Origin of the sequence: Microbispora sp. NPDC049125, assembly GCF_040802045.1 — a bacterium.
Lineage (GTDB): Bacteria > Actinomycetota > Actinomycetes > Streptosporangiales > Streptosporangiaceae > Microbispora.
In genome coordinates this window covers 303,793-315,729 of record NZ_JBEZDW010000005.1, presented here as the reverse complement: position 1 = coordinate 315,729, position 11,937 = coordinate 303,793, and the positions used below count along the sequence as shown (strand labels likewise).

Genomic DNA, 11,937 nt, shown 5'->3' with positions numbered 1-11,937 from the left:
ACTTGCATGTGTTAAGCACGCCGCCAGCGTTCGTCCTGAGCCAGGATCAAACTCTCCAAAAAATGCTTTCGGAAAGAAAAACCCCGACAAGCACCCATCACACGGATGCTGTCAAAGGAATCCATCACACCCACACCCAAAAGGCGCGAGCGCGACGGGGTTGTGCATCATGCACTGGCTTTTAACACACTGTTGAGTTCTCAAGAAACGGACGCGACCACCATCACCCTGAACCCGTCACCAGGTCCCGAACTCCGGGGCGTTTACCGCTTTAACCTTATGTCAGTTATTCTTCCCGATCCGCTTGATCCGTGTCAAATCGTCCGTTTCGGGACTACTTGACGCGAATCCCGCAACCAGGCGAGACTTCCGACCACCCCGTTCCGGGGCAACCCCTCTAACTTACCCGATCCAGAACCGCGATGCAACCGCATTTCCCAGATCCACAGCCAAAAGGGATACCGACACCATCCCTACGCACCCACGAGCCAACCACCGAAGTGATCAGAAGGGGATGCGCCGGACCGCGCCGACGAAGAAAGATTACCAGCCTCCGGCACCGCCATGACCGGATCGCCGATCAAGGGACCGCGTCTCGACGGCGATCCGAGTGCTCCGGGCCCCACCAGCATGGCGTTCCGGATGCCTCATCGCCTCTGCTGGACGCGCCGGCAGGTCACAGTCCGTACGAGGACGGCGGGCCGGGGAGTGATCGTCGCGAAGGCTCGACAGTGCGCCGCGAGCCCTGTCTCCGCATTCCCCGGACCGCTTGTCCACAGGGACAAGCGGTGAGCCGTAGCGGGACGACGGCGAACATAGACTTTTGCGGGTGAGCGACATGCCGCCTGTGGCGAAGAAGGTTCCGGTGGAGCGCGTCCACCACGGTGACACCGTGGTGGACGAGTATGCCTGGCTGCTGAAGAAGGACGATCCCGACACGATCGCCCACCTCGAGGCTGAGAACGCCTACACCCAGGCGATGACCAGCCACCTCAAGGACATGCAGGAAACCATCTTCAGCGAGATCAAGGGCCGCACGCTGGAGACGGACCTGTCCGTGCCCACCCGCAAGGGCGCGTGGTGGTACTACTCGCGTACCGAAGAGGGCAAGCAGTACGGAATCCAGTGCCGGGTGGCGGCGGACGGCGACAGCCCGCCCGAGCTTCACCCCGGGGAGCCGCTTCCGGGCGAGCAGGTCATGCTGGACGGCAACGAGCTCGCGGGCGACAGCCCGTTCTTCTCCATGGGCACGAGCGCGGTCAGCCCTGACGGCACCAAGCTGGCCTACTCCACCGACTACTCGGGCGACGAACGGTTCACCCTCCGCTTCAAGGACCTGGAGACGGGCGAGCCGCTCGCGGACGAGATTCCCGGCGTGTTCTACGGCGGCGCCTGGTCGGCCGACGGCTCCACGTTCTTCTACACCACCATCGACGAGGCCTGGCGGCCGTACCGCATCCATCGCCACACCCTCGGCGCCGACGAGGACGTCCTCGTCTACCAGGAGGACGACGAGCGGTTCTGGGTCGGCATCGGGCTCACCCGCAGCCAGCGGTTCCTTGTCCTGACCGCGGGCAGCAAGATCACCAGTGAGGTCCGCGTGCTCGACGCGGACGACCCTGCAGGAGAGTTCGCCGTGGTGCGGCCGCGGCGCACCGGCGTGGAGTACGGCCTCGACCACGCCGGCGACCACTTCCTCGTCCTCCACAACGACGGCGCGGTGAACTTCGAGCTCGCCACCGCTCCGGTCGACGCCCCGGGCACCTGGACGCCGCTCATCGAGCATCGGGACGACACGCGGCTGCTCGACGTCGACGCGTTCAAGGACCATGTCGTCGTGCACTTCCGGCGGGACGGCCTCACCGGAATCCGCATTCTGCCCCGCGATGGACGGGAGCCGTACGAGATCCCCTTCCCGGAGCCGATCTACGACGCCGCGCCCTCGGGGAACGCCGAGTTCGAGACGGCCCGGCTCAGGCTCAGCTACACGTCCATGATCACGCCGCCCTCGGTGTACGACTACGACCTGCGCACCGATGATCTGATCCTGCTCAAGCGCAAGCCGGTGCTCGGCGGCTACGACCCGGCCGACTACGAGCAGTTCCGCGAGTGGGCGGCCACCGACGACGGCACGCGCGTTCCGATCTCCATCGTCGTGCGCAAGGGGACGCGGCGCCCGGCCCCCACGCTGCTGTACGGCTACGGCAGCTACGAGAGCTCCATCGACCCCTACTTCTCGGTGGCCCGGCTTTCGCTGCTGGACCGTGGGATGGTCTTCGCGGTCGCCCACGTCCGGGGCGGCGGGGAGATGGGCCGCCGGTGGTACGAGGACGGCAAGCTGACGCGGAAGAAGAACACGTTCAGCGACTTCGTGGCGTGCGCGCGGCACATGAAGGCCGAGGGCTGGTCGAGCGAGATCATCGCTCGGGGAGGCTCGGCCGGTGGCCTCCTCATGGGCGCCGTGGCGAATCTGGCTCCCGAGGAGTTCGCCGGGATCGTCGCCGAGGTGCCCTTCGTGGACGCGCTGAACACGATTCTCGATCCGTCCCTGCCGCTGACGGTCATCGAGTGGGACGAGTGGGGCGATCCCTTGCACGATCCCGAGGTCTACGCCTACATGAAGTCCTACTCGCCCTACGAGAACGTCGACGGCCGGAGGTACCCGCCGATCCTCGCGATCACCAGTCTCAACGACACCCGCGTGCTCTACCACGAGCCCGCCAAGTGGATCGCCCGGCTCCGTGACTCGGCCGAGGGCGGCCCGTTCCTGCTGAAGACCGAGATGGGCGCCGGGCACGGAGGCCGCAGCGGCCGCTATGACGCCTGGCGTGAGGAAGCGTTCTCGCTCTCCTGGATCCTCAACCTGGTTGGAGTGACCGCGTGACTTACGTGGCGGCCGAGGGCCGGTACGGGCCGATGCCGTACAACCGGACCGGGCGGAGCGGGCTGAGGCTGCCCGCCGTGTCGCTCGGGCTCTGGCACAACTTCGGGGACGACAAGCCGATCGAGACCCAGCGGGCCATCCTCCGCCGGGCCTTCGACCGCGGCGTCACCCACTTCGACCTCGCCAACAACTACGGCCCGCCGTACGGCTCCGCCGAGATCAACTTCGGGCACATCTACCAGCAGGATTTCGCCCGGTACCGGGATGAGCTGGTCATCTCCACCAAGGCGGGATACGACATGTGGCCCGGGCCGTACGGCGAGTGGGGGTCGCGCAAGTACCTGCTGGCCAGCCTCGACCAGTCGCTGCGCCGGACCGGGCTCGACTACGTCGACATCTTCTACAGTCACCGGTTCGATCCGGAGACGCCGCTTGAGGAGACGATGGGCGCGCTCGCCCACGCCGTCCGCTCCGGCAAGGCGCTCTACGCGGGCATCTCGTCCTACTCCCCCGAGCGCACCCGGGAGGCCGCGAGGATCCTGCGGGAGATGGGCACGCCGCTGCTGATCCACCAGCCGTCGTACTCGATGCTGAACCGCTGGATCGAGGACGGGCTGCTTGACGCGCTGGAGGACGAAGGCGTCGGCTGCATCGCCTTCTCCCCGCTGGCCCAGGGCATGCTGACCGACCGGTACCTCGACGGCATCCCCAAGGACTCCCGCGCCGCGCAGGGCAAGTCGCTCGATCCGGCGCTGCTGACCGATGAGGCGCTCCGCCACGTCCGCCGGCTCAACGAGATCGCGCAGGCTCGCGGGCAGACGCTGGCGCAGATGGCGCTGGCGTGGGCGCTGCGCGACAGCCGCGTCACGTCGGTGTTGATCGGGGCGAGCAGCGTCGGCCAGCTCGACGACAGCCTCGACGCGGTGCGGCGGCTCGACTTCAGCCCGGAAGAGCTCGACGCCATCGACAAGGACGCGGTGGATTCCGGAATCAACCTGTGGGCCGCGTCGAGCGACAACTGAGCCGTATCTCAGATGGCGTCCTGGCGCTGGAGGTAGGCGAAGGACGCCCAGCCGGGGAGAACGGGAAGCCAGAAGGTCATCAGGCGGAACAGCAGGACGGCGGAGGTGGCGACCGTTGTCGGCAGGCCGGCCACGGTCAGGCCCACCGACAGCGCCGTCTCCACCGCCCCCAGACCTCCGGGGGTGGGGGCCGCCGAGCCGATCGCGTTGCCGGCGAGGAAGACCACGGCGACCGCCGTGAAGCTCACCTCGCCGCCGAACGCGCGCACGCACGCCTCCAGGCAGACGACGAAGGCGACCGTCAGCAGCAGCGTCCCGCTCAGGCCCTCGGCGAGCTTGCGAGGCGACTGGAGAACGTCGAGCAGCCGCGGGATCACGCCGGAGAACATCGCGCGGACGCGGGTGGTGAGCATCCTGCGTAGCCGGGGCACGGCCAGCACGATCAGGAACAGCACCGCGACGCCGAGCATCGCGATGAGCAGCCCCCGGGACGGGGTGAGGGACGGCGCCGCCTGGGTGCCCGTGAGGTAGCCGCACAGCAGGAGCAGCAGGATGTGGGAGGCCAGGCCGACAAGCTGCGACGCTCCGACGCTGGCGACCGCCGCTCCCGGCGGGACCCCTCGTTTCTGCAGGTAACGGGTGTTGATCGCGACGCCGCCCACTGCGGCGGGGGCGACCAGCTTCACGAACGACCCGGCGAACTGGGCCAGCACCGTGGGCCCGAGCGGCAGCGGCTCCGGGACGAAACCCCGCAGCATGATCGCGGCGGCGACGTAGCTCACGCCGGCGGCGACCAGCGCCACGCCGGCCCAGGCCCAGTTCGCGGTGGTCACCACGGAGACGAGGTTGATCCTGCTCAGCTGGGACAGCAGCAGGTAGGCGGCGAGCGCGCTCGCGATGATCGTCACCAGGGTCCGGGGACGGAACCGCTCCAGGCGGACCTCCTCCACGGCCACCTGAGGCTTCAAGGCGACGATCTGTTCACGGATCGCGGGCAGCAGATCCTTGTCCCGGCGCACCGACGCCCGGGTCTCCCGGCTCAGCGCGATCCGCTGGAGCAGCGGCAGCGCCCCGGCGAGGGTGTCGGCGCCCAGCACGGCGGCCGCCGCCTTCACCGAACGCTCCGGGCCGACCCTCGTCCCCAGATAAGCGAGGAGCTGGGCGTTGTCGAGCCGCAGGAGCAGGTCACCGGCCGCGATCTCACCACTGCGTGCGTCGACGAGGAACACCTGGTGGTCCTGGTTCACATGGATGCTCTCGCCGGTCAGGTGCCGGTGCGCCAGCCGGTGTGCGTGGAGCAGCCGCACCTGTTCCCATATCTGGCTGAGCAGCCGGTCGTCGATGTCCTCGTCGCCGAGGCCGGCGACGGGCCGGGTCTCGCAGTGCTCGTACGCGAGCAGCGCGGCCTCGGTGCCGACCTCGCTGGTGCCCAGGAGGCGGGGCAGGCGAGCCCCCGCCGCCTGCGCGGCGTACGCCATGAGGGCCTCGCGCTCCAGCTCCGCCCTCAGCGAGCGGATGGCCCGCCTGCGGGTCTCGGTGTTCAGCCGGATCCGGCGCCACAGCCGGTAGGCGATGCCGGCGACCTGCCGGTCGCGGTCGAGCACGGTGACGTCGAGGCGTCGGTCGTCGGCGAGCCCGACGAGGTAGCGGCGGCTGCCCGAGCTGTCGTCCTCCACCCGGCGGGCGCTGACCGGGGCGAACCCGAGCTTCCGCAGGGCGGCCAGCACGGCGCCGCCGGGGGGGCGGGTGTTGGCGCTGCCGATGCCGTACAGCGTGCCGAAGCCCACGGCGAGGCCGACGAGGTAGGTGACGATCACCCCGAGCGCGGTGACCTTGGTGGCGGTGAACAGCGCGAACACGTCGAGGGCGAGCGCCGTCCACATGAGCGCGCGCCACTGCGGACGGCGTGACATCCGTACGGCCGTGGCGTACGCGATGGCGGGAGCCAGCACCGTGTTGAGCGGCTCGACGTCCCTGCCTCCGGTCAGCAGCTGCTTCAGCTCCGCCGGGCCGGTCAGTATGATCCACTCGTCCAGCGTGTAGGAGATCAGCAGGGCGAGGATGGCCGCGATCAGCCCTTGGGTGACGCGCATGCCGTCGCGGTGGAAGACCCGCTCGACCGCGAAGGCCACCGGCACGATGAGGACGGCGACGCCCCCGAGGAGCCCCGCCACGGCCGACAGCAGGTCGGGCGCTCTCCTGCTGCCCGCCTGTACGTCGGTCTCCAGGCCGTTGAGCGTGCGTTGCAGAGCCAGGGCCAGCAGCACGACGGCGCCGAGGGCGGCCAGCGTGAGCAGGAACCGCAGCGCGTCCGAGGGACGGCGGATCCGCTGCGGCAACAGAGGCTCGACGACGAGGACCGCTCCCTGATCAGGAGTGTCCAGCGTTATGTCCTGCTCCTTTATGCCTCTCACCACCAGCGATTCTGTGCGATCTTCGCACTCGGTGTCCACAATTGACGACATGCGTATCTCTCTGGCCGCCGACAGCCTCGACGGTGTGGCGCCGCTGCTGGTCGCGGAGGTCGAGCGACGCGGCCATTCAGTCACACTCTATGGAGCGCTGGCCTCCGGCGATCGCCCAGACTGGGCTTGGAGTTGTTCCGTGGCGGCGCAGGACGTCGCGCGGGGGCGGGCGGAGCAGGCGATCGTGTGCTGCTGGACCGGAACGGGCGCCTCCATCGCGGCCAACAAGGTGGCGGGCGTCCGGGCCGCGCTCTGCATCGACGCGGCCACCGCGGACGGCGCCAGGAAGTGGAACGACGCGAACGTCCTGGCCCTCAGCCTGCGGCTCACGTCCGAACAGGTGCTGGCGGAGATCCTGGACGCGTGGTTCGCCGGGACGCCGAGCGCCGACCCCCAGGACGCCGCGAACATCGCCCACCTGGAAGAGATCTCCTGAGCCACCCTCGGGCATGATAGGGATGATCGGTCCTCGGCGCCCCCCGCGGAAGGAATCCGGCATGAAGGTCGATGTGGTGCTGTTCGATCTGGGCGGAGTCGTCTGCCGATTCCTGCCCGAGCGCCGCCTGTCCGCGCTGGCGCGGGCGTGCGGCGTGCCGCCGGAGACGGTGGACGAGGTCCTGTTCGTCTCCGGCTTCGATCACCTCTGCGACCTGGGGAAGGTCCCCGTAGAGGAGATCTTGGACCGGACGCGTGCCGGGCTGGGTTTCCCGGGCGGCCTGCGCGAGCTCCAGGAACTGTGGTGCCTCGCGTTCGACCCCGACCCCGCCGTTCTCGCCCTGGCCGAGCGCGTACGGCCCCGCAGAACGGGGCTGTTCACCGACAACGGCCCGCTTCTGCTCGACGCGATGCCGTGGGCGTTCCCCGAGGTGGCGGAGCGCTTCGACGAGCTGATCTTCTCGTGCGTGATCGGTGAGACCAAGCCCCGCCCCCACGCCTTCACCCGCGCTCTGGAGATGCTCGACGCCCACCCCGAGCGGACGCTGTTCATCGACGACTCCTCCCGCAATGTCGAGGCGGCCCGGGAGCTCGGGATCACGGCCGTACGCTTCGAGGACGCGAGGCGGCTGGAGGCGGACCTCGCCGGCCTGCTCTGACCTCGCGCCGGGTCAGCTCCTGGCCGGGTCAGCTCTCGCGCCGGGTCAGCTCTGTGAGCCGCCGGCGACAGGCCGGCCGGCGGCGCGCATTTTCGGCACGGGCGAGACGAGCATGGGCAGGAGGGCCAGCAGCCCCCCGACCCCCGCAGCGATCACGCTGGCCCTCGGCCCGGCCGCGGTGGCGATCCCCGCGCCCGCCATCGCCCCCACCGGCACCAGACCCCGCCCGAGCGTACGGCTGGCCGCGGTGACCCGGCCGATCAGTCCGGACGGAGTGATCGTCTGGCGGAGTGTGATGAGGTTCACGTTGTAGATGGGCGTCCCCAGGCTGCTGACGAGCTGGCCGAGCACCAGGCACGGCAGAGCCCACCAGCCTCCGGCCGTGGCGCTGACGAGGAAGCCTGCCGCGAGCAGCCCCAGCGCGGCGACGATGGCCCCGCCGGTGCCAATCCAGCCCGCGACTCTGCGGCTGAGCAGGGCGCCCAGCACGAAGCCGAGGTTGCCGAGGCCCATGACGAGGCCGATCTCCGCGCTGCCCAGGTGGACGACGCTGGTCATGTAGAGGATCGACATGGCCTGATACATACCGATGAACAGGACGCTCAAGGAGTAGCTCGCCACGATCACCCGCAGGATCGCGTGCCCGGCCACGAACCTGAGGCCCTCCGCGATCTCGCCGCGCAGTGACGGGCGAGCCCCGGGGACGGGCTCGGCGTCGGACGTTCCGGGCACCGTGCGCGGCGTGCCGAGGAGCACCGCGAACGACACCACATAGCTGGCGACGTCCGCCACCAGGGCCGGGGCGGCGCCGGCGAGCCTGATCAGCACGCCGCCCAGCCCGGGCCCCGCCACGAGAGCGGCGGCCCTGGTGGTCTCCAGGCGCGCGTTCGCGGTGGTCAGGTGTTCGGCCGGGACCAGGGACGGGAGGACGGCCGACGCCGCCACCTCGGAGAACACGGTGGCCGTGCCGACCAGCGCGGCCACCGCGATCAGCAGCCACAGGGTGAGCAGGCCGAGGACCATGGCGACCGGGACCGCCAGCAGCAGGGCCGCTCGTGCCGCGTCGCACGCGAGGAGCACCCGGCGCCGGTCCCACCGGTCGACGAGCGCGCCGGCAGGCAGGCCCACCACCACGTACGGCAGGAAGGACGCCGCGAAAAGCGCGCCGACCCCCACGCTGCCTGCCCCGAGCCGACCGAGGGCGATCAACGGCAGGGCGAGCACGGTGACCTGGGTGCCGAACTGGCTCACCCCGCTCGCGAGCCACAGCCGCGTGAAGGCGGGGCCCAGCGTCATGCCACGGTCTCGGCCAGGCCCTCGACCGCGTCGCAGAGATCGGTCACCAGCCGCAGGCCGTCTGGGGTGAAGAACCGCCCGTGCTCGCGCAGCGCGGCGGACAGGTAGCGCACGGACTCGGCGCCCGTGCGGACCGCCTCGGCGAACAGCTCCCGCTCGTACGGCAGGAGAGCGGGATCGCGGAGCTGGTGCAGGCGGTACTCCATGACGTGCCCGTACACCACGGCGGCGTGCAGGACCCGGTCGACCTCCCACTGCTGGTTGCCCTTCGACCCGCCCGGCCCGGCCGCCGGGTCCTCCTCCTCGCGCCAGTAGATGTCGACCTTGGGCGAGGTGGCGCTGTCGTAGTCCGGGGCGAGGACGTCGGTGAGCAGCAGCTGGATGGTCAGGGCCTGGTGGATGGCCTCGTGGTAGAGGTTCTCGCCGAGGAACCGCGGCGACGCCACCTTGCTGACGCACCGCGGCGGAAGCTGCCGGAAGGATCGCTCGGAGAAGAAGGCGCAGTACGGGAGGACCGGGAACGACGACGTGGTGATCTGGCTGTCGCGCCTGCGGTAGTCGTCGCGCAGCTCCACGAGGGCGACCACGCGGACGAACGTGGTGAAGATCTCCCTGGCCGGCGGGAACGCGCTCAGGTGCTCGATGGCCGAGGTGAGCAGGGCGCGGAGCTCGGGCGTGTGCGGCAGCGGACGGTGGGAGGGGAGCGGCAGATGCGGCGTGAGCTCCAGCCCCGGCTCGTCCTGGAGCCACAGGACCGACACGTCCCCGGTGGAGACGACCTCACCGCGGACGCGGTCGAGGAGATCGGGCTCCTTCACACCGCCGAACATGCCGTACAAGGCGAAGGGCAGCAGGTACGGCCCGCCTTCCCGGCCGCCGAGACGCTGCTCGTGAAGCGCGTGGTCGAAGACGGAGCCGGCGGGTACGTCGCGGATGAGCAGGCTGCGGATGGCCGTGGACACGTCTGCCTCCGAGGGCGTGGAGAGCGTCGGGAGGGGGGAGCGCCGGAGAGGAACGCCGGGAGGTGACCCGGAGGCGCTGCCGGGAGGCCGCTCCAGAGCGACGCCGGGAGAGCGCCGCCGGGAGGCCGCTCCGGAGCGACGCCGGGAGGTGGCCCCGGGGACCGGCCCGGGGCCACGTCGCGGATTTGCCCGATCAGTCGGGGATGATCATGTCGAGGCGGCTGGTGAGGCGCTGAATGCGCTCGGCGATCTGCTCGATCTCCATCTGACACCCCCTCTCCGGCAAATAGCGGCGAGACTTAATCAGGGGTACCGGTGAAAGGTAACATGCGCACTGGACGAGGCACGTTAATCCTGTGTTTCGCTTCACTCACCGTCGACTCCGAATTCCGCACGGAAGACGAACTTCTTGTGAACATCCGTGTAGGGGGATTACATTGTTGAGTGCATCCGCACATGACCTGGGGGACAGGCATGGAATCCGCACACAGCAAATCGCAGGTGCAACGCGTTTACCAGCTCACCCTCGACGATCCGGATTGGACGCCGGAACGGCTGCAGAACAAACTCGGGCTCACGGGCGAGCAGGTGTCGCAGGCGCTCGGGACGATGGCCGAGCTGGGCCTCCTGGAGCCGTGCCCCCCGGCTCCCAGCGGGATGGCGGCACGAGCGGCCGAGGCGGCCGTCGTCAGCCTGATGCGGGAGCAGAAGAACGCGCTGGCCGTCCGCGCCGCCGAGCTCCAGCGGACCAGCGCCGCTCTCGACACGCTGGCCTCGCAGTTTCTCTCCCTGCGCAACCCCAGGCCCGGTGATACCAGGGTCGACGTGGTCGTCGGCGAGGCCGAGGTGACCTCGTTGCTCAGGGACGCCACGTCGGTCGCCTACCACGAGGTCCAGATCGTCAATATGGACGTCCAGGGCCGCGACTACGACCCCGACTTCTGCCGGTCGTGGCACCGCCGCCTGCTGGGCAACGGCATCGCGGTGCGCGGTGTTTACCGGAGCTCAATGGCCCGTTCCATGCAGTCGTGCAATCGGCTTCGCGCACTGCAGCGGGACGGCGTGGAAATCCGGCTCACCCCCACCGCGCCAATAGGAATCATGACGTTCGATCATTTCCTGACGGTCGCAGAAGTTCCATCACTCAACGGCGACATGGCGGTTCTCGCCATTCACGGTCACGCGCTGACCGGCTTGTTCCGGCAGATCTTCGAACATTGCTGGACGATGTCGGCGGCATTGGAGACCGGCCCCGTCGAGTCGCCCGCCGGAGAAATGCTGACAGAGCAGCAAAAAACGGTGGTGCGCATGCTGGCCGCCGGGATGAAGGACGAGACGATCGCCCGCAACCTCGGGATATCTCAGCGCACGCTGCGGCGTCTGATCACCGAGCTGATGGACCTTCTGGAGTCCACCAGCCGTTTCCAGGCCGGCGTGCGGGCGACGGCGCGCGGGTGGGTCCCGGCCGCCGACTCGGACCCGGACCCGATCCCGGCCACGGACCCGGGCACCGACCCGGTCCCGGCCGCTGAGCTCCTGTGACCCGAGCCCCTGTGCCCCCACGCCCTGTGACCCCACGCCCTGTGACCCGAGCCTCTGTGGCCGGTCCGGTCTCCCGTTGAGCGTCACGGCGCCCCCACGTCGTGCCGCGCGAGCCGCCAGGCCGAGCCGTCCTCCGCCAGCACCGACCAGTTCCCGTTGCCCGGGGACGCGATGCGGGGCCACGAAGCGGGGGGCAGGCAGAGCAACCTGGCCATGCCGAGCCGGATGGCGGCCCCATGGCTGACCACGACCGCCGTGCCGCCGTCCCGGACTTCCTCCAGCGCGCGCTCGGCCGACGCCGCCACCCGTTCGGCGAGGTCCGCGTCCGGCTCCACGCCGAAATCCTCCAGGTCCTTGCCCTCGCTCGCGAGGAGGCCGTCGATCTCCTCGCCCCGCAGGCCCTCCAGCCGGCCGCCGTACCGCTCGCGCAGGTCCTTGTCCAGCCGGGGGACGCCCCCGGACACGCGGCACAGGGCCGACGCGGAGGCGACGGCCCTGCCCAGGTCGGAGGTGACGACCACCTCGGGGCGCAGCTCGGCGAGCGCGCGCGCCGCGCGCTCCACCTGCGCCTCACCCACGTCGTCGAGCGGGACGTCCGAATGGCCGAGGAACCGTCCCTCGGCGTTCCAGGCGGTCTGACCGTGGCGCCACAGCACGAGCATCCGATCCATG

9 protein-coding genes and 1 rRNA gene are annotated in these 11,937 nt (G+C 69.8%); 5 read left to right on the top strand and 5 right to left on the bottom strand.

The features are described from left to right. Positions 1–62, bottom strand: a 16S ribosomal RNA gene (locus AB0B72_RS09050); the annotation flags it as partial. A gap of 776 nt (positions 63–838) precedes the next feature. On the opposite strand from AB0B72_RS09050, the gene AB0B72_RS09045 reads away from it, so the two are divergent. Continuing rightward, a complete protein-coding gene (locus AB0B72_RS09045; RefSeq protein WP_367738058.1) occupies positions 839–2,884 on the top strand; it encodes a S9 family peptidase in 2,046 nt (681 codons plus the stop codon). Then, positions 2,881–3,906: an L-glyceraldehyde 3-phosphate reductase gene (gene mgrA, locus AB0B72_RS09040; RefSeq protein ID WP_367738052.1), complete on the top strand. Its 1,026-nt coding sequence runs from the start codon at positions 2,881–2,883 to the stop codon at positions 3,904–3,906. Before AB0B72_RS09045 ends, mgrA begins: the two co-directional genes overlap by 4 nt. Positions 3,907–3,914: 8 nt before the next feature. On the opposite strand, the gene AB0B72_RS09035 is transcribed toward mgrA, so the two are convergent. Further along, positions 3,915–6,320: a flippase-like domain-containing protein gene (locus AB0B72_RS09035; protein WP_367738051.1), complete on the bottom strand. Its 2,406-nt coding sequence runs from the start codon at positions 6,318–6,320 to the stop codon at positions 3,915–3,917. A gap of 49 nt (positions 6,321–6,369) precedes the next feature. Between AB0B72_RS09035 and AB0B72_RS09030 the strand changes: the two genes are divergently transcribed. Together AB0B72_RS09030 and AB0B72_RS09025 are read left to right on the top strand one after the other, a co-directional pair. Continuing rightward, the gene (locus tag AB0B72_RS09030) at positions 6,370–6,807 is read left to right on the top strand and encodes an RpiB/LacA/LacB family sugar-phosphate isomerase (protein WP_367738050.1); all 438 of its coding nucleotides are present in this window, start codon (positions 6,370–6,372) and stop codon (positions 6,805–6,807) included. Between the two features lie 61 nt (positions 6,808–6,868). Beyond that, positions 6,869–7,465: an HAD family hydrolase gene (locus AB0B72_RS09025; RefSeq protein ID WP_367738049.1), complete on the top strand. Its 597-nt coding sequence runs from the start codon at positions 6,869–6,871 to the stop codon at positions 7,463–7,465. Positions 7,466–7,510: 45 nt separating this feature from the next. On the opposite strand, the gene AB0B72_RS09020 is transcribed toward AB0B72_RS09025, so the two are convergent. Together AB0B72_RS09020 and AB0B72_RS09015 are read right to left on the bottom strand one after the other, a co-directional pair. Then, a complete protein-coding gene (locus tag AB0B72_RS09020) occupies positions 7,511–8,761 on the bottom strand; it encodes an MFS transporter (RefSeq protein ID WP_367738048.1) in 1,251 nt (416 codons plus the stop codon). Next, positions 8,758–9,723: a hypothetical protein gene (locus AB0B72_RS09015; protein WP_367738047.1), complete on the bottom strand. Its 966-nt coding sequence runs from the start codon at positions 9,721–9,723 to the stop codon at positions 8,758–8,760. Before AB0B72_RS09015 ends, AB0B72_RS09020 begins: the two co-directional genes overlap by 4 nt. 501 nt (positions 9,724–10,224) lie before the next feature. Here AB0B72_RS09015 and AB0B72_RS09010 point away from each other — a divergent pair. After that, positions 10,225–11,265: a LuxR C-terminal-related transcriptional regulator gene (locus tag AB0B72_RS09010; protein WP_367738046.1), complete on the top strand. Its 1,041-nt coding sequence runs from the start codon at positions 10,225–10,227 to the stop codon at positions 11,263–11,265. An 83-nt stretch (positions 11,266–11,348) separates the two neighbouring features. Here the strand turns inward: AB0B72_RS09010 and AB0B72_RS09005 are convergent, their stop codons facing one another. After that, complete coding sequence (locus AB0B72_RS09005) at positions 11,349–11,936, bottom strand: histidine phosphatase family protein (RefSeq protein ID WP_367738045.1); 588 nt, start codon at positions 11,934–11,936, stop codon at positions 11,349–11,351. Between the last annotated feature and the right edge of the window lies 1 nt (position 11,937).